The organism is Brevundimonas sp. FV1ye29L (assembly GCF_058681095.1).
This window is the reverse complement of sequence record NZ_CM178730.1, coordinates 1,818,341-1,838,876: the sequence shown is the minus strand read 5'-3', so window position 1 is coordinate 1,838,876 and position 20,536 is coordinate 1,818,341. Positions and strand designations below refer to the sequence as shown.

The window sequence follows — 20,536 nt, the reverse complement described above, 5'->3', positions numbered from 1 at the left end:
GAGCGCCAAGCTTGAGCGCGCGTAGAAGGAGAGGGGGCGGGCCTGGACTTCTGTACAGAAGCCGGAGGTGTCGGCTCTGATCGCCGCCGACGCATTGCGTCGCTTGGCTCAAAACCAGCGCCTGTCCGTTCCGGAACCCGCCGACGACGATCCTACAACGCTCAAGGCTGGTCGCGCGAGTCGGGCTTGACCGATCGCGGCGAGGGAGGAAAAGACGCCGATGACCAAATATGCGCCCCTCGCATCCTTCCTTCGCCGCCAGAAGCGGTCCGAGGTAAACCTGACGTTCCGGGAAATTGAACGGATCGTGGGTGGCTTTCTGCCGAAAGCCGCGGCCGTCGACGGATGGTGGCGAGCGGATCCATCTGGGCCGTTGGGGCCCCAGCACATCGCGTTCGCGGACGCCGGATTCATCGCTGAACCGCAAATGCGAGCCGAGATCGTGCGCTTCGTCCGGAAGGACGCCGCCGGGCCGGTCCCCGGCACAGAGCAGGCCGGCGACCGGGACCAGGCAACCTGATTCCGGTCACCTCCGGTGGCTTCGCCGAGGGGGCCGCCGGAGGAGATCGATCGCCGACGATCAGTTGTGGTCTGCGTGCCCCTGGGGGGCAGGCGTGTCCGACAGCGCTGGTGCGGGCGCCGCCGGCTCGGCCGGGGTGGTGTCGGTCTTCATCTCGTCGCAGCAGGTCATAGCCGCATCCGCGGCCATGTCCTTGCAGCAGGCGCAGCCTTCAGCGGCCAGGGCCGCGCCGGCGCTCAGGGTCAGGATCGCGCCGGCGGCGGCCAGCAGGGTGGAAACTTTCATCGTCGTTCTCCTAGTGAATCATGAAGCGGGTAGAGCCAGACATCTTGTGGCCGTCCGGACCTTCGGCGGACCAGGCGGCAGCGTAGCTCCCCGGCGCGAGACGCGGCAAGGCCACGCTGACGGTCACGGCGGCGGGCAGGGCGGGCGCGGTGACGACGATCGGGGCCTGGCCCTCGGCGGTGAGTGTCACGGTCTTCAGGATCATCAGGTGCGGGAAAGTCGCGCTGAAGCGTTCCGGTGCGCCTTGCATCATGGCGCCGTCGGCCGGGGTGGTGACGATGTTGGAGGCGGCCGGAGCCTGGTGTTGCATTCCGGCGTGGCCGGCGTGCGGGTCTTGAGCGGCGGCGGCGCCGGCAAACGCCAAAGCGGCGGTGAGAACAAGAGTGCGGATCATCGGGTAGTCTCCTTGGATTAGAACCAGGCCTTGAGGCCGACAACGAGCCGGGTGTCTTCTGCCTCGCCGCCTCGGGCTTCGATGTAGTCGGCGGTGTTTCCGAGGGCGCGGCTCCACTCGACGCCGACGTAGGGGGCGAACTCCTTGCGGAGTTCGTAGCGCAGTCTCAGGCCCGCCTCGATCGAAGAGAGACCCGAGCCGATCTCCAGTTCCGGAATATCGCTGGCCGAGGCATCGATTTCGAGGCGCGGCTGAAGGATCAGGCGCTGTGTGATCCGCTGATCATACTCGGCCTCGACGCGGGCGGTCAGGTCGCCCTTCGTGGATAGAAAGGCGGCTGCGTCGATCTCGAACCAGTATGGGGCCAGTCCCTGGAGACCCAGGACCAGATGGGTGGTGTCCTCGCCATCGGGCCGGAAGTCTTGGCGCACACCGGCCTGCACATCCCAGAAGGGCGTGATGGCGCGGCTGTAGAGGGCCTGAATTTCGACCTCCTCCAGATCACCGCCGAAGTCGCCTTCACCCTCGGACTTCCACCAGAAGCGATTGATGTCGCCGCCGCTCCATCCCTGGACATCCCAAAGGTAGGTGTCGTCGCCATCGCCGAAGGCGGCTTCGAGGCGGTCGATGATGACGGCCGTGGTACGCACGTCGCCGTTCTCGGCAATCAAGGTCTGGCGTGATGCGTTCATCGCCTCTGCGCCGAAGACCAGGTCGGCGGCGTGCGTCGGGCCGCTCAGGGCGGCGGTCGGAACCGGCGTCTCTGGAGGTCGACCGGAATCGTCCGCGCTGGTCGGGACATCCGGCGGCCCCATGCTCATCGCCGCCATGTCATGCCCGGCATGGGGATCCGCCTGGGCCGGCTGAATCGTGGCCATGTCGTGCCCGGCGTGCGGATCAGGCTGCGCGGGCGCCATGGTCGACGTCTCGTGACCCGCATGGGGATCGGCTTCGGGCGGCATCGGCGCGGGCGGCATGACATGACCCGCGTGCGGATCCTGTGCTGCCGGCCGGGCGGGAGTCTGAGGCTCGGCGACTTGTTCGGGCGCGGGGCGGGTCGGCGCCGGCATGACATGGCCCGCGTGCGGGTCCTGGGCCTGGGCGCTGAAGGCGCTGGCGGCGAGGATGATGGGGGCGAGGGCGATGGCGAGGCGGTTCATCAGGCGGCTCCGTCCATGGGCCGCACCGTCACCACGTTGAACATGCCGGCGTGCATGTGCATCAGCATGTGGCAGTGGAAGGCCCAGTCTCCGGGTGCGTCGGCGGTCAGGTCGAACGTCACTTTTGATCCGGGAGCGACATTGACGGTGTGCTTCAGCGGCTGATGCCCCGCAGGACCGCCCGTAACGAGTTCAAAGAAATGCCCGTGCAGATGGATCGGGTGCCCCATCATGGTGTCGTTCACCAGGGTGACGCGGACCCGTTCATTCCGCTCGAAGCGGATCGGTTCGACCAGTTCGCTGAATTTGCGGCCGTCGAAGCCCCACATGAACCGTTCCATATTGCCGGTCAGATGGATTTCCATCGTCCGGGACGGCGGACGGCGATCCTTGTTCGGCTGGAGCGAAACCAGATCGGTATAGACCAGCACCCGGTGATCGACCGTTTCCAGGCCGAGGGGGCGATCGCCCAGCCGGTTGGCGGGGGCCATGGCGATCATGTCGACGCCCACGCCCACCGCCATGTCGGCCGGCGCGTTGTCAGGGTCCCGCATATTCATCGCGCCCATGCCCGCCATATCGGACGCGGGAGCGGCGGCCGGGGTCTGCCCCATGGCCGCGTGATCCATGCCGGACATCGCGCCATCGTCCATTCCGGCCATGCCGCTATGGTCCATGCCCGCCATCCCGCTGTGATCCATCCCGCCCATGCCCATGTCGCGCATCGTCAGGGTTGGAACCTCGCGGAGCGGCGGAACCTCCGCCGTCATGCCCAGGCGCGGGGCGAGCGTGGCGCGGCCCATGCCCGAGCGGTCGATCGCTTCGGACACGATGGTGTAGGCGCGGTCCTCGTTGGGCTGGACGATAACGTCGTAGGTTTCGGCGACGGAGATCTGGAACTCGTCGACCTCGACGGGTCGGACATTTTCGCCGTCGGCCTGAACGACGGTCATCGGCAGGCCGGGGATCCGTACATTGAAGATCGACATCGCCGAGGCATTGATGATGCGCAGGCGCACACGCTCGCCCGGACGGAACAGACCGGTCCAGTTTTCTTCCGGGCCATGGCCGTTGACGAGGAAGGTGTAGGTCGTGCCGTTCACGTCGGAGATGTCGCGCGGGTCCATCCGCATCTGGCCCCACATTCGCCGCTCTTCGAGGCTCATGCCGTCCGCACCCGCCAGCAGGCCGGAAAGCGTCGTCCGCTGGCGATTGAAGTAGCCGGGGCTCTTCTTCAGTTTCGCTAGGATTTCGTGGGGATGCATGAAACTCCAGTCCGACAGGACCAGGACATGCTCGCGGTCATAGGCGACGGGATCGGCGCCGGCCGGGTCGATGACGATCGGTCCGTAGTGGCCCATCGCCTCCTGGAGCCCGGAGTGGCTGTGATACCAATAGGTGCCCGACTGCTTGACGGGAAACTCATAGACGAAGGTCTCGCGTGGCCGGATGCCCGGGAAGCTGATGCCCGGCACGCCGTCCATCTGGAACGGCAACAGTACGCCGTGCCAGTGGATCGAGGTGTCTTCGTCCAAGGTGTTAGTCACCGAAAAGCGGGCGTTCTGACCTTCGCGAAGGCGCAGCAGCGGCGCCGGCAACAGGCCGTTGACCGTCACGGCGTGTCCGGTTCGCCCACCGACCGAGAACGGCGAGTGGCCAACCGTGAGGTCGATGTTCGGGCCGACGAGGGCCGGCAACTCCGACCGAAGACCCGCTGAACCGGTCTGGGCCCAGGCGGGCAGTAGGCCTTGCAAACCGAGCAGGCCGCCTCCCGCCGCGGCGCCGCGTAGAAAGGTGCGTCGGTCCAGTCGCATGATCGACATCTAGGCTCGGTCCTCGCTAAGGCTATTTCGACGTCGTCATCCCGGACGGGGAGAACGGACGGTCCTACTGCCAATACGCACGGGAGCGCCCGTCCCCTTGCGTCGAACCGCCTCAGTCGCCGACAGCGACGGTTCAGTGGTCCCGAAGAGCTTCCGCGAGCTTGGCGCGCGCCCTCGCAACGCGGGTCTCGACCGCCTTGGGAGTGGCTCCGACGATGACCGCGACTTCGGCGTGGGAGCGGCCCTCGAGCGCAGTCAGAAGCAGCGGCGCCTTCAGGGTGTCAGGCAAATCAGCGATGGCGCGGTCCAGCGCCGTCCGTCGCCGTCCTTCATCCAGCCGCTCTTCCGGCGTCGTCGCCCCGTCCCCGACAGCCAGGGCTTCGGGCGCGTCGAGGCCCATAACGCCGCGGACCACCCGGCGAACCGCACGCTTGCGGCCCCAGTCGCGGCATTTGTTGACGGCGATCGAGCGGAGCCAAGTCGCGAAGCTGCGGCTCGGATCATACCGGCGAATAGCCAGCCAGGCGGAGGCATAGGTCTCCTGGACGAGATCGTAGGCCTCTTCGTCGTCGCCCACGTATCTGCGAACGAAGCGATGGAGATCGCACTTCGTCGCAGTCATCAGCGCGCTGAAGGCGGCCCGGTCGCCCTTCGCCGCCCGTGTTTCGAGTGGAGCCCCCGAATCCACCAGGGTCTTATCCTGCGTCTTGCAGGAGGGCTCCGACGACCTGCCGGTCGAACACCTGGGCCTGCTCGGCCGTCAGGACCGACCGCATCTCAAACACATGGGCGATGGTGGCCTTCTGGAGACCGCCCATGGCGACGTGGAAATGATCGACCGCCGCCTGAACCTGCGGACTGTCGCCCTCGCTGACGGCGATCGCATCCGCCAGCTCGCGATTGGCCGTCCGGACTTCGGCTTCGAGCGCGCCTCGGCGCGAGGCGAAGCGGGCTTCGATCGCCTCCAGATGCGTTTCTTGGTCCTCTGTCAGGTCAAGTTGATCATGGACGATACTGTGCAGGCTGGGCGCTTCGTTCCGCTTCATCAACCAGGCTGTGCTGGCCCAGGTCCCTGCGCCGCTGGCGAGGGCGGCGAGCGCCGCCGTGATCGCGATGGACCGCCACCCCCCCGTCATTCGCCGGCTCCGAGCGTCCCGATCGGCGAGAGGCCTGCCGACACGCTGAACACCTGCATTTCGGAAGGTTCGGCCCGCGCGGACAGAGCGAACAGGCCCCCATTGGCGACGCCAACCACGAGCGCCATGGCGAGGGCCGCCACGCGAACCTGACCCATCCGCCCTTCACTGACGCGGTCTTCGATGCGGCGCCAGACATCGGATTCCAGCCCTGAAAGCCCGGCCGGGCTCGCCGGCCGGGCGCTCGCGATCAGGCGATCGATGTCCTCAGTCATGTTGCACCTCCGTCGGCCCCATAACCCCATACGCCTCGTACGACCAAATCCCTCGGTTGAGGCCCCGCCCCGTCAAGGCAACGAGGCCGGGGGCGCGAGCGTCCCCATCACGGCGACGACCATCAGAACGGCCAGAGAGAGCGCGAATTCTACGACAAGGCTTCGCCTGAGATGGCCGAACACGGTAGCCGAGTCCGCACGGACGGCCTCGACGGCGGGGGTCAGGCGGAAGCGATTGATGGCCGCCAGTCCCAGCATGAGGCCGAACAGGGCGAGCTTGAGGATGAGCCAGCGCCCATAGGCTCTGTCGGGCAGCGTCCAGAGCCCGCTCCACCCTACCAGGAAGGCGCTGTTGACCAAGCCCGTCAGCAGGAGAACCGCCACGGCGAGGGTGCCGACTTGCGCGAAGCCGGCCAAGACGCGCGCCAGAGCCTGATCGTGCCGGGATGGCTCCCGGGGACGCCATGCGACCAAGGCGGCGAAGGCGGCCAGAGCGCCGACCCAAAGAGACGCTGAAACCGCGTGCAGAATGTCGGACGCAATATGGAGTCCGTGTCCGGGACCCTCGGTGGCCGCACCATGACCGGTCCAGGCGAAGGTGGCCGAGACGACGAGGCCGAGGAGCATGCAGGCCCACCACAGTCGCGGACCGGGCCGGATCATCGCGACCGCCGCCAAGGCCACAAAGGCGACAAGGGACCGAACGGCTAGCGCCATCCCCAAGCCCATACCCGTCACCATCATACCGAGCGTCTCGGGCTTGATCGCCTCGCTCAAGGATCCGGCCATCATCGCGGTGTGGGCGATGAGGGCGGCGGGCGCCGCCAACGCCAGCGCCACGGCCGCACAGAACAGGGCGGGTCGCGGCCAAGCCAGGGAAAGGGGCTCCGTAGCTGGGGCGCTGTAGATCAGGAAGGCCGGCAGACCGAACAGCAGCGCGGCGGCGCCGTACTGGATCGCTCTCAGGCCAATAACCCAGGCCTCGATCACCTCAGCGAACGGTGAAGGCGTAGGAGCCTGTCATGCGGTGGCCGTCGCTCGAGGCGATGGTCCAGTTGACCGTATAGCCTCCGGCGGCGAGCGGTCGGGCGAGGGCGCCTGTGATCGATCGGCCGTCTTCGCTCACGGTCGTGCTGACGGCGGTCTTGGCGCCGGCGGCGTTCACCACGTCAAACGTCGAGAATGCCGGCACCATCCGCTCGCTGAAAGTGAGGGCAATGGAGCGGGGTGCGGCCACGGTCGCATTCGCCGCAGGCGTCGAACTGACGAGACGCGCATGGGCGCTGACCGCGCCGGCGGCCATGACCACGGCCGCAGCGACCGCGAAAGCGGGACCGAAACGATTGAAACCCATGTCGTGACTCCACTGACATCCAGACGATATCTCAGAAATACGCGGCTCACGCCGCTTTCCCTCGTCGGCCTAGAGTTTCACCGCGCGCAGCCTCAGCGCATTGCCGATGACGCTGACCGAAGAGAGCGCCATGGCGAGCGCCGCCAGAGCGGGCGACAGCAGCCAGCCGAAGACAGGGTACAGCAGGCCGGCCGCCACCGGGATGCCGAGCGCATTGTAGCCGAAGGCGAAGACAAGGTTCTGGCGGATGTTGCCCATCACCGCCTTCGACAAATGTCTGGCCCGAACGATGCCCTGCAGATCGCCGCCCAACAGGGTCACGCCCGCGCTCTCGATCGCGACGTCCGAGCCCGCCCCCATGGCGACGCCCACATCGGCGGCGGCGAGGGCAGGGGCGTCGTTGACGCCGTCCCCCACCATAGCGACGATCCGGCCCTGTGCGCGAAGCTGCTGAACCACGGACGCCTTGTCCTGCGGCAGGACCTCGGCCTGAACCTCGTCGATGCCGAGACGTCGCGCCACGGCCTCGGCCGTCGTCCGGTTGTCCCCGGTCATCATGACAAGCCGCAGGCCGGCCGCCTTCAATGCAATGATCGCGGCGGGCGTCGTGGCCTTGATCGGATCGGCGATGCCGAGGACCCCGGCTGCCTTCCCGTCGATCGCCACGAAGATGGCGGTGGCGCCGTCGTGACGGAGCGCTTCGGCCTTCGGCTCCAGGGCGGAGACGTCGATCGAGAGTTCACCGAGATAGCGGGTGTTGCCCAGCGCGACCTGGCGTCCCTCGATCGTCCCGCGCACGCCCCGGCCGACCGGGCTGTCGAAATCCGCGGCCTCCGACAGGGTAAGGGCCCGATCCCGGGCGGCTCGGACGATCGCGTCGGCCAGGGGATGCTCGCTGCCGCGCTCGAGGCTGGCCGAGAGACGCAGGATGTCGGTGTCGGTGAAGCCCTCGGCGGGCAGGATCGCCGTCACCGACGGACGCCCCTCCGTCAGGGTGCCGGTCTTGTCCAGAACGAGGGTATCGACCTTCTCGAGGCGTTCGAGCGCTTCCGCGTTCTTGATCAGGACGCCGGCGTGCGCGCCTCGGCCCACGCCCACCATGATCGAGATCGGGGTCGCCAAGCCCAGCGCACAGGGACAGGCGATGATCAGGACCGAAACCGCGGCGACGAGAGCGTAGGACAGACGGGGTTCCGGGCCGACCAGGCCCCAGACGAGGGCGGCGAGCAGGGCGATCGCGATCACGGTCGGCACGAACCAGCCGGAGACCGTGTCGGCCAGCCGCTGGATCGGTGCGCGGCTTCGCTGGGCCTGAGCGACCATCTGGACGATCTGGGCCAGCAGGGTGTCGGCCCCGACCTTGTCGGCGCGCATGATGAAGGAGCCGGTTTTGTTCAGGGAGCCGGCGACGACGCGATCTCCGACATCCTTCGTCACTGGCATCGATTCTCCCGTCACCATCGATTCATCGACCGCGACCCGGCCGTCCAAGAGTTCGCCGTCGACCGGGATCTTCTCGCCGGGCCGGACGCGCAGGCGGTCGCCAACGGTGATCTGATCTAAGGAGACATCTTCATCTACGCCGTCGGCCCGGACCCGTCGTGCGGTCTTGGGCGCGAGGTCCAGCAGGGCTCGAATGGCGCCGGAGGTCTGCTCCCGGGCCCGAAGTTCCAGAATCTGTCCGATCAGCACCAGCACGGTGATGACCGCCGCCGCCTCGAAATACACCGGCGCGCTCCCATCGGCCTTGAGGAAGGCGGGCGGAAACAGGCTCGGAGCGAGGACGGCGACGACGCTGTAGAGCCAGGCTACCCCCACCCCCATTGAGATCAGGGTGAACATGTTCAGCCGACGGGTGCGCAGCGACGTCCAGCCGCGCTCGAAGAAGGGGAGGCCGCACCACAGGACCACGGGCGTCGCCAGCGCGAACTGAATCCAGTTCGACATCTGGCCCGGGATCAGCATGTGCAGGTTCGTCAGGTGCCCGCCCATCTCCAGGGCGAAGACCGGCAGGGTCAGGACCAGACCGATCCAAAAACGGCGGGTGAAATCGACCAGTTCATGATTGGGCGGGGCTTCAGCGGTGACGGTTTCCGGCTCCAGCGCCATGCCGCAGATCGGGCACGACCCCGGTCCTTCCTGTCGGATCTCCGGATGCATGGGGCAGGTGTAGATGGCGCCGGGAATGACGGGCTCCGCTTGCATTCCTGGGGTCAAGTAGGGGGCGGGGTCGGCGACGAACTTGGACTGGCACCCGGCCGAACAGAAAAAATAGTCCTGTCCGTCATGGCTGGCTCGATGGGCCGTCGTCGTGGGATCGACCGACATGCCGCAGACCGGATCCTTGACCGTGGCCGCGCCATCCGAGGCTTTTGCCCCGCAGCAGGCATGAACTGCGGCGTGACTGTGGGGATGCGTGGTCATGTCGCTCTCTCCGGCTGATCGAAGCGCTCACATATACCGGTGGGGGGTATATCGCAAGATACCCGTATGGGGTATATTGATGGCTCACGAGGCGAGGCCGCATGCAAACTGAAACGAAACCCAAGGTTCTCAACAGGCTGAGCCGCATCGAAGGCCAGGTGCGGGGAATCGCGCGCATGGTCGAAGATGATCGGTACTGCGTTGACCTGCTGACCCAGTTGCAGGCGGTCCGGGCGGCGCTGCATCGCGTGGAGACCGAAGTGCTGAGGGACCACCTTGACCACTGCGTGATGGGCGCCATGACCGGCGACGATCCCGAGGATCGCAAGGCCAAGGCCGGCGAACTGATCGAACTGTTGGCGCGAGCCAGTCGGTAGGGCTTTGCGGAACGAACGAGGAGGTCCGGTCGCTAACGTCGGGATCTCAAGGAGCCCGTCATGAACCGCATCAGTCTCGTCATCGTCGCCTGCGCCCTGTCAGCGGCCTGTTCCCCGCAACAAGCTGAAGCGCCCCCTGCTGGCCCGCCTGAAGCTCCTGCAATGGCGGCCACGCACGGGAAGATGGGCGGCATCGCCGCGGCCTCGCCGGGCGATTCAATCGCCACTCAGGGCTACAAATCCTCAATGAACACGATGATGGAGCAGATGCCGGCTTTCACCGGCGACGCTGACATCGACTTCATGAAGCAGATGCGGGGGCACCACGTCGCTGCCGTATCGATGGCCCGTGTCGAGCTGGCGCAAGGCAAGGACGCCCAAGCGCGAAGCCTGGCCCAAGAGGTGATCACGGCGCAGGAGCGCGAAATCACCTTGATCGACGCATGGCTGGCCCAGAAGGGCGCGTCTGCAGCCCCTGCTGGCTGACTTGGATCAGCGCGCCGCGTGCGACGACCAATGAATGTGCGAAATCCGCCATCCATCGGCCTCGCGACGAAGGACCATTGTTTCGACCGAGAGACTGTTGATCGGGCGGCCGTTAAACGAGCCTGTCGTTCGGCTCTCGGTCGCGACCCAGGCGCTGTCCGCGCTGGCTCGCGCGAGGCGGCGGGACCGGATGCTGGGCACGGCGGCCGAGAACGCCGCGTCGGCGGCCAGATGGTGTTGGGCATATTCGGCTTTCGATCGTTCAGCCCCGCCGCTCTCAAAGATCAGGACGTCGTCGGACAGCAGGGCCAGTGCAGCGTCTGCTTCTCCGTGTTCGAGCGCAGCATGAAAGGCATCGACGACCTGCGCTGCCGCAGTCGCCTCCGCCTGCACGTCATTAACCGAGGCGACGGCGGTCTGGCCCGGAGCATGAGCGAACGCCGGCCCGACTGAACAGATCGACACTGAGACGGCGAGGACGAGGAGAAGCTTGGCGTTCGACATGCTGAGGGCTCCGATGCGATGGCCGGTTCTCACACTCTGCGCTGCCATTGCCAATGCGGGCAATTGGCCGGCGTGATCAGAGGAAGCGCCCGACTTGACCTGCACGGTTTGGCGAAACCCTCGAGATCCTAATGTCAGGCCTCGCGGCGTCACGTGAAGTCCGATCCTGGCGCATTGACGACGTTGGCCGATCATCCAAATGACGGTATCGTCTCACACGACTGCCGCTCATGTCGGTATGGATTTGTCGGTATTAGGAAGGCTCTGAGCTTGGGGTTGCTGCGCCTTGCAGTCTTGGCCGTGGCCGGCGCCTCCCGATAGACCGCGGCATCACCGGAATTTTATCTACATCAAAATCTTGTTTCTTTTCAGCAGCTTTGTTTTCGCGACGGTACCGCAGTCGGTATGTCGCGAAGGTCAGAGAAAAGGCGCTGATAAATCAGCGCCTTCTGGTCCCGTGAACAATCGAGTGGGAGTGACGAGCGCAGGGGCGGCGTAGACCGGCGCCAGCGACAAACCGGGTTGGGCGCAGTCAGGGCCGCGCCTTCGCCCGCTCGGTCGCCAGGGTCACCAGTCCGCGATCGCCGATCTCCTGCGTCATGGCGAAAGTCATGGCAGTGACCTTCCAGCGACCGTCAATCCTGCGCAATGCCCAGCGGTAGTTTCCGACGGGTCGCCAGAGCGCGCCGTCAAGCCAGTGCCGACCGTCGACCAAGGCTGTCGCCGTCGCATGGTCGCCGTCAATGACGACCTGGACATCGCCAAGTTCGTGTCGGGTCGCATCAAAGCCCGGGACCAGGCCTCGCCAGATGTCCATGAGGGCGCGCGGTGTCGTGCTCAGCGGCTCGCCGCCCCAAACGCTGGTGTAGTCGACCAGGATCGACTGGGCGAATGCGGCTTCAGCGAGGTCATAGCGAGCCAGATCAATCGCCAGTGGAATCGACGAGACGATCGAGATGACGCACGCCGTTTCCGGGTCGCCAACGGGAGAGAGGGCCTGGACGGTCATGTTTGTGCTCGCGTGTGCATCTGTTTTCGCGCTGGCGGGGACCTGAAGGCGGCAAGCGTCCCGAGAAGACCGGGAAACAGGATCCGGCTTCCGCTCATCCGCTATCGCCCCCCAGGGTGGTGCGGAAATGCTCGGCAGCGGCCTCGACCGAAAGCGAAACCAGGTCCGGCCGGTCATAGTAGTCAACCTGAAAGCCCGGATGCCAGATCAGCGTGTTGGGGGCGTCCATTTCCCGGCAAATGCGTTTCACATTGTCCGGCAGGGCGCATTCATCGCCGTGTACGAAAAGGGTGGGTACGTTCAGTCGCTCCGCAGCGAAAATTCCGTCGAATGACAACCAGTGCAGCCAGCTGACTTCGGACATCTCGTTGCGCCAGGCGGCTATGCGCCCGCGCGCTGGATTGGCGTAGTAGTCAAGCGGGATGAACATGGCCGCATGGTCGTTCCCTTCTTCATAGGCGGGGACCAGCGAGGCATCGGTGGAAGCCATCAGGCGCGCGACCGCGTTACGCGCCCGGGCAAGGCGGACGCCAACGCCTTCAGGGCCGCCATAGTAGGCCGCGACCGTGGCGGTGTCATGAAACCAGCCTGCGATGCTGACAAGGCTGTCGATGGGCGCGCCGCGGTGGATGGCGGCAGCCGCGTACATCGCACTGGCGCAGATGCCGAGATAGCCGACCTCGCCGCTGCGGACACAGGAGAGCGTCCGCAGAAAGTGCGCCGCAGCGATGATGTCGAGGATCTTCTGCGCAGGGATTTCGGTCTGGGGGGCAAAGCCGCGGCTTTCGCCCCATCCTGCAAAGTCAAAGGTCAAGACCGTGAAGCCGCGCGCCGATAGCTCGCGCGCGTAGCGCGCCGCCATCTGTTCCTTCACCGTCAGCCATGATCCGCTGGCGATTACGGCGGGCTGAGGATCGGACAGGTTGTCGACATTTCGATAGAGCCGGCCGACGAGGTGGCTGCTTCCGGTCGGAATGAACAACGGCGTTTCGAAGATGCTGGACGACACGGATTTCCTCTCCCGAGTTCAGGAGAGACTCTGACACCGCCGGCGAGATCGGAGAGGGTCGATTCCTGCTGTCTTCGATCAGCGCCGGACGTCGCAGGGCGCAAGGCCGAAATGGGACCTGAACAGTCTCCGGAAATGGCTGACGTTGGCGAAACCCACCCGGCCTGCGATCTCGGCAACGGACTCCTCGCTGGACATCAGCAGGTGTTTTGCCTGCGAGATGCGGCGCATGGTGACGAACTGATGCGGCGAGAGGCCTGTTGTGCGGCGGAACGCGCGACTGAAATGAGCGGGACTGAGCGCAGCCACGTCTGCGAGCGAATGGATGTCGAGCGAGCCCGAGAGAGACGCTTCTACGAAGCCTGCAACGCGTTTCAGACGTCGGTCGTCGAGATAGCCATGGAACCGATCTCGCGGGATGCGGGTGCTCGTGTGACGAGTGACAAGTCGCGTGCCCAGTCGAACGGCGAGTTCGCTGGCGGCGATATCGCTGATGTAGGCGTCTGCGGCGTGGGCGCGCCGGAAGATGGAGGCGACGGCGAGGACGACCGGGTCGGGAGGTCCAAGCGACGGGGAAATCAGGACCCGGGATGGCGAGGTGTCGGCGATGCGAGCAAGGAGTTCGATCTGTGGATAGATTTCGAGGGCCTCTGTGTGCTCCCGGACACGAAGCCATGTGATCGGGTCGGCGCCTGTGACGAAGGTGGCGCCGGCGGCGACATCGATTTCGCGTTCCCTGCCGGCGTGCTGTTGCACCAGGCCGGTATGGGAGGTGAAAGCGACGCCGATCTGCGAAGACCCGGTTACCGTCGCGCCTTCATGTGGACTGAGCCAGGCGTATTCGGTCCGAAGTCCCGGCCATGACAGCGCCCCCGGGAGCGGCCTGGCCACCGGTCTATCGCCAAGCGGATCTGCCGCGCCTCTCGCCGGAACCATGGCTACCTCCCGCAGCCTGGGTCTCCATCATGACTGCAAAGCCGTATGATCACTGTGGCAGGGTTTCTGGCGACCAGCCGCTCGCACGCAGGAAGGCGTCTGCGTCAGTCACCGAGAGGATGTCCGCCAACGCCTCCGCCTTGTCCGACGAACCGGCGTAGTAGGCCCGGGCGATGCGATAGCCGACCCAGTAACCAAGATCGGATGGCTTTTCCCGGCTGGAGTTGAAAAACCAGTCCGAAAGATCTGTCTTGTGCATGTCCGCCAGAAATTTTGTCTCGATTTCGCTTTCGCGCCCCCGGGTCAGGGGTTCGAAATAGCCGTAGGCCGGGCGCCCGATCAGTAGTTCAGTGACAAACTCTGCTCCACCTTCAACCAGCGCCGTTTCAAGAACGGTCGGGTTCATCTTCTCGGACAGGATCGGGCTTTGCTGGGCGTGAATGAACTCATGAACCAGTACGCCGACGAAACGCCTCTCGATGTCGGGGTCGATGAAATCGGTTGCGCAGAGGGCTTCCAGTCCCACCTGGACGCCCGTTACCGGACTGCCGATGGCGACGGGCCGGCCGCGACCCACAGCCACGGTGACGGAGGGCAGTCGGGCCGCCGGGTAGAGGCGAACGAGTTCAGCCAGGGCGACATCGACCTGGTCTTTCACGCGAGGCAGGGCCGTCGAACAGAGGCGACCCTGCGCATAGAGCTCTGGATCTGATGCTATCGCGTCGGCGAGGCGGCTGGCGGTTGTGCGGCGGGCTTCGAAAAAGGTGCGCAATCCGGGCGAGCCGATGTCGATATAGTGAGACTGGAGCTGCTCGGCGGTCGGGCCGCCATGGGTTGCATCATAAAGTCGGTAGAACAGATCGACATCGGATGTGTCCAGCGTGACGCGGGCCTGGGACCAGGCTGGAAGGGTCATGATCAACGACATGGCGAGGCTCGCCACGAAGGCTACTGATCGCACGGTGAGTTCTCGCCGGGGCGCCTGGTGGGAGGAGGGAGCGCGCAAGCGGGGCGCGCCACCCGCCACATCATCTTCGCCTGGTAAAATGAAAGAGGTCAAGACGCCCGGCAGCAAGCCCGGGCCGGCGCCGGACGGCTGCGGCCTCGGGAACCATGCCGTCGCTCACGCGGCTCGCGCCGGCCGGGCGCTGCGTGTGGCGGGGGGATTCTGGCGCCCCCCCGCGATCGTCCGGGACCCGCCGCGCGATGGCCCTGGCGGGTTCGAGGGGGCGACCGGAAGGGCGGCGCCGGTTCCGAGGAGCCAGTTCAGGCTGACGCCGTGATCACCGCGTCCACCGGCCGCCGCAGCGCATAGGGCATGAGGGGGCCAAAGCCGAAACGCATCACGACATCGGGGCGTCGTCCCGGCTGGCCGATCAGGGAGGCCAACTCGGGTCGCAGGGCGGCGACCTCGACCGGCTGGTTGATGAAGGCGTGCTTCAGTCCCAGGGCGGTCGCCTGAAGCGCGAAACGCTGGCAGGCCTGACCGACGGCGACCCAGTGGGCCGGATCCTCCCGGGCGCCGACAAAGACCGCGACCCCGGCGGATGAGCGAATCTGGCGCGCATATTTGTCGTTTTCGGAACCGGCCGACATCAGGGTGTCGAAAGCGAGCGGGCCCAGCCAGTCGGGAAGCGCGGGGTTGCCGCTCGCGACGCTGTAGAGGCCGTCGCCGGTTCGCAGCGCCTGACGCGGATTGAAACGCAGCCAGGACTTCAGTTCCCGGATGAAGGCGGGGTCGGCCATCTGGGTGCTGTTTCCGGAGACGACCAGATCGCGGACCCGATCCATCATCGGCCGGTCGGTGATCAGGACCAGATCGACGCCGGGTCTGGCCGCAGCCTCCGCCAGTGCCTTCAGGTGGGCCGGACTGACCGTTCGCCCGTCATAGTCGGCGCGAGTCGACTGCCGGACCGGGATGGCGTCGAACAGGGGGGAGGCCCGGTGCGGCGACGGACGATGGGCGAAGCGGATCGCCCCTTCGCCGCCGTCGTCGAATACCGGATCGCCGTGATAGCCCCGCGCCGCCGCAGCCAGGGCCAGGTTCTCGGCGGCGCAACCGAGGCTGACGAACAGGTGATGGTCGTCGGGATCGACCACGGGCGTGGCCCGGGTGAAATCCGGCCGGATGGTGATGAGGCCCGGGCTCGCGGCGAACCGCCACGGCTGGGTATTGTGGCCGTTCGGGGCGAGCGTTGCATAGCGAATGATCTCGCGGGCCAAGGGCTGGGGTGGAAGCGTCGCGCGCATCGCCTTTGTCGCCGCGGCATAGTCGGTTGACGAGCCCAGACCCGCCAGGCCCAGCCATGTCGCGCCAGCGCCCAAGGCCGCCAGTCCGCCTCCGCCGATAAGCATATGCCGCCGGTTCATGGCTCGCCCTTCCTCCCGGTTTCGAGATGCGGTCAAGGCCATGGGCGCTCAAGGCGACGATACTGTGAAACTCACCCTGCCGGTGAAGGTCCGGCCCGGCGCCCGCACCGTACCCCGCCGGCGGCTGGAGGATGGCGCTCGACCTCAACCGATCAACCTCTCATGGCGCTGGAGGGCGGAGGCCCGTGATCGCCCTGATGACGCCGTCGCCTTCGCCCAGCCGGAGACGACGACGACTCCCTGTCAATCGCTGAAGACGGCCGACCGCTTCTGCAGATTGGCCATGACGGCCTCGACCTGGTTGGGCGCACGCATCAGATGGCCCTGTTCGTCGCTCTCGGCCAGCAGCAGGCCGGCGGCGTCGGTGTCGAAGGCGGCATTGGCCAGACGTTTGGCGGCGCGGACCGCATCGGGGCTCACACCGGCGATCTGACGGGCCAGGGCCATGGCCTCGGCATGGGGATTCTCAGCCGTGCGCGTGACCAGCCCCAGGGCGACGCCGTCCGCGCCCGAGACCTCGCGGTGAGTGAAGATTAGCTCGCGCAGCACGTCGTCACGGATGTTGCCGCGCCACAGGGCCATGCCGGCCATGTCGGGGACCAGACCCCATTTCATCTCCATGATCGACAGGCGGGCGTCCGGCGCGGCGATGCGGATGTCGGCGCCCGACAGGATCTGGAATCCGCCGCCGAAGGCCACGCCATGCACAGCCGCGATCACCGGAACGGGCAGGGTGCGCCAGCCCCAGGCGACCTGCTGGAACAGATTGGCCAGGCCGTGGCTCCGGTCCATGATGTCGAAATCCTGATCGCCGATCACAGCCATGGTCGCCATGTCCAGCCCGGCGCAGAAGCCCCGGCCCTCACCGGACAGGACGACGGCGCGCAGGCCGGGGGCGCCGGTCAGGGCGTCGATGGCGGCGGCGATGCCCTCGATCATGGCCGGATCGAGGGCGTTGATCTTGTCGGGGCGGTTGAGGCGGACATCGGCGACGCCCTCCTCGATCCGGATCATCACGCGGTCGTTCACGGCCGTCCTCCCGTTGTTCCCGCCCTTGGTAGCGACCGGGGACGGGGTGCGAAAGCGGTAAGGTTCTGACAGTCGGACCCTGCGGACGCGCCTGCTATCACCAAGGCAGAGGAGACCCCGATGTCGCTGCTCGTCGCCGTCCTGTCCGCCGTCGCCGTCCAGGCGGCGCCGCCAGAGACCCGCCCGCCCGCGACGGGAATCCCCGCAGACGGTCGGCTGGAGACTTTCAGGACCCTGTGCGTCCCGGACCGGCGCGATATGGCGAAGAGCTCGGCGCGGGTCGCTGCGGCGGGCTGGGTCAAGGCGGCCGATGACGACCATCCCGAGCTGGCCGCAACCCTGGCTCTCGCCCGGGCCGAGATGAACGATCCCGAATATCCGATGGAGAATGTGCAGGAAGTCTGGAAGTCGCCGACGGGACCGGCCGGCCAGTACCTCATTCTGAACCGGCTGAGCTCCACGATCGGAACGACCGGGGACGACGACGGGGACGGGGTGATCCAGTCGTGGAAGAAGGCCTACGAGCTGACCTTCCTCGGCTGCGGCCTGTGGGATTTCGAGGCGACAGCGCCGATCCATCCCGGCCTGATGACCGCCTGGACCACGCGACTGGCCGCCCAGACCGTCGATCTGCCGGGCCAGATCGAGGGCGGGACCTGGAACGTCTATCACTTCATGCCGGGCACGGCGGATGTGAAGATCGGCTTCATCCCGGACGGCAGCCCGTTCGTGGAGCGGATCGGCTTCAGCGGCGTGATGATCTCCATGACCTCGGCGCCGGAGGAGGACGAGGACCCGGCTGATATCGAGGCCGACGAAGAAGGCGACGATCCTCCGGATCAGTGATCCAAGGCGCCGCGCCATGAGCGGCCGAGGGTGCGGCATCCCCAACGGCGAGCCAGTTGTCAGGGTTGATCGCTGAACGCGCTTACGGCGGCCCGCCGGAAAGCGGACGCTCGGAAGGTCGGCCTGGGGTGGTTAGCGGACGTTTCCGACGATAGGCTTGTTTGCTCGCTGGAGGGACCGCGTGAAGACCAACCCGCTCATTGCTCCGACCGCAGTCGCCATTGTCGTTGCGTTGGCGGCAGGTGGTTGGTTCACTCACAGGGAGTGGAAGTGTGATCGTTTGGCGCAGTCAATCACCGGGGACGTTCAAGTAAAGCGCGGCTCAGATGGCCAATGCTACATCTGCCGAGACGAAGGGTGGCTGTACGACATCGCATACCCGACATGCGCCGCTTCGGACCGCCCATACAAAGCCGGATGATCACACTTAGAACCTCAGCGGCCATAGGTCCGCTTTGGGTCGAACGCGGCTATTGGATTGACCGGGCAAAGCGGACATATGAGCTGCATGACCTACACCCTCTACGGCATCCCCAACTGCGACACCGTCAAGAAGGCGCGGGTCTGGCTGGACCAGAACGGCGTGGCCTTCGTCTTCCACGACTACAAGAAGGTCGGGATCGACGAGGGGGCGCTGCGGCTCTGGGTCGGGGAGCACGGGTGGCAGACCGTGCTGAACCGGGCCGGAACCGCCTTCCGCGCCCTGCCGGAGTCGCGGAAGGCCGATCTGGACGACGACCGGGCCATCGCCCTGATGCTGGAGCAGCCGTCGATGATCAAACGGCCGGTCCTGGATCTGGGCGACCGGCGGATCGTCGGCTTCAAGCCCGAGATTTATGCGGCGGCGCTCGCCTAACCCTCGACGACCGTATCCGGCCGGTCATGGCCGTCGGCCCGCTCGGTGACCCATTCGCCGTCCGGGGTCTCGAACTCGATCCAGGCGGTCTTGTCGGCGACCCGCTGCTCGCGGGCGGCGCGTGCGGCGGCGGTGCGGGCCGATTCAGCGTTGGGATAGGTCTCCGAGAAGCTGTCGCCGACCTTGTAGGCCCAGCCTCCGTCGTGTTCGACGATGCGGTAGGTGATCTGGGTCATGGCGGGACTTCCTGTTTCGGCCGGGGCGCCGGATGGGAGCGCACACCCCCGTCAGCTTGCCATCCGGATGGCGGCGCGCAAGGGCCGCGGGCGAGAAACGTGTCTGCGGCGACGGCGTTTGCTCTGGCGGTCAGCGCAGGCTGAGCGTGGCGCGGACTCCGAAATGGTCGGAGGGGTATTCGCCCCCCACCGGGACGTCGCCCATCAGGGCGGATGCGCGGGGCGCGAAGAACTCCGTCTCGGCGAAGATGTGGTCGATCACCCGGTTCGGATGGCCCTTGGCGGGGTTGAGGGTCGTGACGACCGAATCGCGGGGCAGGGCGCTGAAGAACCGCACCCCGGTCAGGGTCGACAGGCCGGAATCGGACAGGGGCGCATTGAAGTCGCCCATGACGATCAGGGGCGTTCCGTCTTGCGGCAGCCAGGTCAGGAGATCGGCGACCTGTTGCGCACGGACGGCGCCGGCCTCCTGCTGCCAGGCCAGATGGGTGTCGACGATGTCGACAGGTCGACCCGCGATCTCGACCCGGACGCGCAGGGCGGTGCGGTAGTCGTCGAGCGGCTGCAGCTTGCGGCTGTCGTGGGCGAGCACCGGCAGGCGGGTCAGGATGGCATTGCCGTAGCGCCGCGGGGCGCCCTCTGGATCCGTCGAGACGAAATGCATGGAGTACGGCCGGCCGCCTGTCGCCCGGGACCCGGCCGACAGGGCCTCGGCCAGGGTCCGGGCCTGGTTGGGCAGGCCGACATTGGCGTCTTCAAGCACCTCCTGCAGGGCGATGACGTCGGCGTCGGCCTCCATGAGGGCCTTGATCAGCAGCGGCAGCCGCGCGGCCCAGTCGCCCTGGTTGTGCCAGATGTTGAAGGTGGCGACCTTCAGCTCGCGTGGAGGTGAGGAGGCGGCAGTGGCGCATCCCGTCAGCATGAGGCCGAGCGGGAGGGCGGCGAGCAGAAGGCGTCGGGTGGTCAAGGTTTCCTCCGTTCGGGCCGTTGTAACCGGTTTCATCGACCTTACGAAGATTTCACGTCAATGTCTGCATCCGTGGGACGCCGCCGCCGCCTCTTGTTCACAGAAGGCCGGGGCATCGCGCTGCCGGTCGGACATCGAGAGAGGGAAACATCCGATGCAAGGCTTTGAAGTTCTCATTCCGCTGGCGCCGTTCGCCATGGTCGCCGCCATCGTCATCGTGCCGGCCGTTCTGAAGAGCCGTGAACGCAAGGAGATGCAGGCGACGCTGCGGACCGCGATCGAAAAGGGCCAGCCCCTGCCGCCCGAAGTCATCGAGGCCCTGTCCAAGGACTCGATCAAGCCGGCCCCGACGGCCGCCCGGGACCTGCGTCTGGGGATTGTCCTGACCGCCGTCAGCATCGGCATCGCCCTGCTCGGCTATGCCATCAGCTTCGAGGAAAGCGACGCCTTCTATCCCGTCGTGGGGATGTCGGCCATCCCGGGCATGATCGGTCTGGCCTTCATCATCCTGAGCGTCTTTAACAAGAACAAGGGTTGAGC

The 20,536-nt window shown here is 66.4% G+C and carries 25 protein-coding genes; 6 read left to right on the top strand and 19 right to left on the bottom strand.

The annotated features are described in order from the left end of the window. The first annotated feature begins 220 nt into the window (after positions 1-220). Entirely contained in the window at positions 221-520 is a 300-nt protein-coding gene (locus ACW17W_RS09015; RefSeq protein WP_492076568.1) for a DUF7662 domain-containing protein, read from the top strand. 60 nt (positions 521-580) lie between these two features. Here the strand turns inward: ACW17W_RS09015 and ACW17W_RS09010 are convergent, their stop codons facing one another. The 10 genes from ACW17W_RS09010 to ACW17W_RS08965 all read right to left on the bottom strand — a co-directional run bounded on the left by ACW17W_RS09010 (position 581) and on the right by ACW17W_RS08965 (position 9,371). Next, positions 581-805 (bottom strand): hypothetical protein, encoded by a 225-nt coding sequence (locus tag ACW17W_RS09010; protein WP_013269074.1) that lies wholly within the window; start codon positions 803-805, stop codon positions 581-583. 10 nt (positions 806-815) lie between these two features. Continuing rightward, positions 816-1,199, bottom strand: a complete 384-nt coding sequence (locus ACW17W_RS09005) for a copper resistance CopC family protein (protein ID WP_492076567.1) — start codon at positions 1,197-1,199, stop codon at positions 816-818. Positions 1,200-1,216: 17 nt separating this feature from the next. After that, positions 1,217-2,359 (bottom strand): copper resistance protein B, encoded by a 1,143-nt coding sequence (locus ACW17W_RS09000; protein WP_013269076.1) that lies wholly within the window; start codon positions 2,357-2,359, stop codon positions 1,217-1,219. Further along, entirely contained in the window at positions 2,359-4,182 is a 1,824-nt protein-coding gene (locus ACW17W_RS08995; protein ID WP_013269077.1) for a copper resistance system multicopper oxidase, read from the bottom strand. The genes ACW17W_RS09000 and ACW17W_RS08995 overlap by 1 nt, the downstream gene beginning before the upstream one ends. A 133-nt stretch (positions 4,183-4,315) precedes the next feature. Beyond that, the gene (locus ACW17W_RS08990; RefSeq protein WP_013269078.1) at positions 4,316-4,870 is read right to left on the bottom strand and encodes an RNA polymerase sigma factor; all 555 of its coding nucleotides are present in this window, start codon (positions 4,868-4,870) and stop codon (positions 4,316-4,318) included. A 7-nt stretch (positions 4,871-4,877) separates the two neighbouring features. After that, positions 4,878-5,318, bottom strand: coding sequence for a Spy/CpxP family protein refolding chaperone (locus ACW17W_RS08985; protein ID WP_013269079.1), 441 nt, complete (start codon positions 5,316-5,318; stop codon positions 4,878-4,880). After that, complete coding sequence (locus ACW17W_RS08980; protein WP_013269080.1) at positions 5,315-5,593, bottom strand: hypothetical protein; 279 nt, start codon at positions 5,591-5,593, stop codon at positions 5,315-5,317. Before ACW17W_RS08980 ends, ACW17W_RS08985 begins: the two co-directional genes overlap by 4 nt. A 72-nt stretch (positions 5,594-5,665) precedes the next feature. Beyond that, complete coding sequence (copD, locus tag ACW17W_RS08975) at positions 5,666-6,583, bottom strand: copper homeostasis membrane protein CopD (protein ID WP_013269081.1); 918 nt, start codon at positions 6,581-6,583, stop codon at positions 5,666-5,668. 1 nt (position 6,584) lies between these two features. Continuing rightward, positions 6,585-6,947 carry a copper homeostasis periplasmic binding protein CopC gene (gene copC / locus ACW17W_RS08970; protein WP_013269082.1) on the bottom strand — a complete coding sequence of 121 codons (363 nt, stop codon included), beginning with the start codon at positions 6,945-6,947 and terminating at the stop codon, positions 6,585-6,587. Positions 6,948-7,016: 69 nt separating this feature from the next. Next, positions 7,017-9,371, bottom strand: coding sequence for a heavy metal translocating P-type ATPase (locus ACW17W_RS08965; RefSeq protein ID WP_492076566.1), 2,355 nt, complete (start codon positions 9,369-9,371; stop codon positions 7,017-7,019). A 101-nt stretch (positions 9,372-9,472) separates the two neighbouring features. Here ACW17W_RS08965 and ACW17W_RS08960 point away from each other — a divergent pair, with 101 nt between their 5' ends. Both ACW17W_RS08960 and ACW17W_RS08955 read left to right on the top strand, forming a co-directional pair. Further along, entirely contained in the window at positions 9,473-9,748 is a 276-nt protein-coding gene (locus ACW17W_RS08960) for a metal-sensitive transcriptional regulator (protein ID WP_013269084.1), read from the top strand. A 60-nt stretch (positions 9,749-9,808) separates the two neighbouring features. Next, entirely contained in the window at positions 9,809-10,234 is a 426-nt protein-coding gene (locus tag ACW17W_RS08955) for a DUF305 domain-containing protein (RefSeq protein WP_492076565.1), read from the top strand. 6 nt (positions 10,235-10,240) lie between these two features. On the opposite strand, the gene ACW17W_RS08950 is transcribed toward ACW17W_RS08955, so the two are convergent. The 7 genes from ACW17W_RS08950 to ACW17W_RS08920 form a co-directional block, all read right to left on the bottom strand. Next, positions 10,241-10,738 carry a YybH family protein gene (locus ACW17W_RS08950; protein WP_013269086.1) on the bottom strand — a complete coding sequence of 166 codons (498 nt, stop codon included), beginning with the start codon at positions 10,736-10,738 and terminating at the stop codon, positions 10,241-10,243. A gap of 532 nt (positions 10,739-11,270) precedes the next feature. Next, positions 11,271-11,747, bottom strand: a complete 477-nt coding sequence (locus ACW17W_RS08945; protein WP_492076564.1) for a nuclear transport factor 2 family protein — start codon at positions 11,745-11,747, stop codon at positions 11,271-11,273. A 94-nt stretch (positions 11,748-11,841) separates the two neighbouring features. Continuing rightward, positions 11,842-12,756: an alpha/beta hydrolase gene (locus tag ACW17W_RS08940; protein ID WP_492076563.1), complete on the bottom strand. Its 915-nt coding sequence runs from the start codon at positions 12,754-12,756 to the stop codon at positions 11,842-11,844. A gap of 78 nt (positions 12,757-12,834) precedes the next feature. Continuing rightward, positions 12,835-13,692, bottom strand: coding sequence for a helix-turn-helix domain-containing protein (locus ACW17W_RS08935; protein ID WP_492076562.1), 858 nt, complete (start codon positions 13,690-13,692; stop codon positions 12,835-12,837). 49 nt (positions 13,693-13,741) lie between these two features. Beyond that, on the bottom strand, positions 13,742-14,767 hold the full coding sequence (locus ACW17W_RS08930) for a DUF2268 domain-containing putative Zn-dependent protease (RefSeq protein ID WP_492076561.1): 1,026 nt from the start codon (positions 14,765-14,767) through the stop codon (positions 13,742-13,744). 191 nt (positions 14,768-14,958) lie between these two features. Beyond that, complete coding sequence (locus tag ACW17W_RS08925; RefSeq protein ID WP_492076560.1) at positions 14,959-16,062, bottom strand: Acg family FMN-binding oxidoreductase; 1,104 nt, start codon at positions 16,060-16,062, stop codon at positions 14,959-14,961. A gap of 243 nt (positions 16,063-16,305) precedes the next feature. Beyond that, positions 16,306-17,091 (bottom strand): crotonase/enoyl-CoA hydratase family protein, encoded by a 786-nt coding sequence (locus ACW17W_RS08920; protein WP_492076559.1) that lies wholly within the window; start codon positions 17,089-17,091, stop codon positions 16,306-16,308. Between the two features lie 120 nt (positions 17,092-17,211). Here ACW17W_RS08920 and ACW17W_RS08915 point away from each other — a divergent pair, with 120 nt between their 5' ends. Next, on the top strand, positions 17,212-17,937 hold the full coding sequence (locus ACW17W_RS08915; protein ID WP_492076558.1) for a hypothetical protein: 726 nt from the start codon (positions 17,212-17,214) through the stop codon (positions 17,935-17,937). A gap of 508 nt (positions 17,938-18,445) precedes the next feature. Continuing rightward, a complete protein-coding gene (locus ACW17W_RS08910) occupies positions 18,446-18,793 on the top strand; it encodes an arsenate reductase (RefSeq protein ID WP_492076557.1) in 348 nt (115 codons plus the stop codon). Here the strand turns inward: ACW17W_RS08910 and ACW17W_RS08905 are convergent. Both ACW17W_RS08905 and ACW17W_RS08900 read right to left on the bottom strand, forming a co-directional pair. Continuing rightward, positions 18,790-19,029, bottom strand: coding sequence for a hypothetical protein (locus tag ACW17W_RS08905; protein ID WP_492076556.1), 240 nt, complete (start codon positions 19,027-19,029; stop codon positions 18,790-18,792). The genes ACW17W_RS08910 and ACW17W_RS08905 overlap by 4 nt on opposite strands. A gap of 130 nt (positions 19,030-19,159) precedes the next feature. Next, positions 19,160-19,996 carry an endonuclease/exonuclease/phosphatase family protein gene (locus tag ACW17W_RS08900; RefSeq protein ID WP_492076555.1) on the bottom strand — a complete coding sequence of 279 codons (837 nt, stop codon included), beginning with the start codon at positions 19,994-19,996 and terminating at the stop codon, positions 19,160-19,162. Positions 19,997-20,150: 154 nt separating this feature from the next. On the opposite strand from ACW17W_RS08900, the gene ACW17W_RS08895 reads away from it, so the two are divergent. Further along, a complete protein-coding gene (locus ACW17W_RS08895; protein ID WP_492076554.1) occupies positions 20,151-20,534 on the top strand; it encodes a DUF6249 domain-containing protein in 384 nt (127 codons plus the stop codon). The last annotated feature ends 2 nt before the right edge of the window (positions 20,535-20,536 follow it).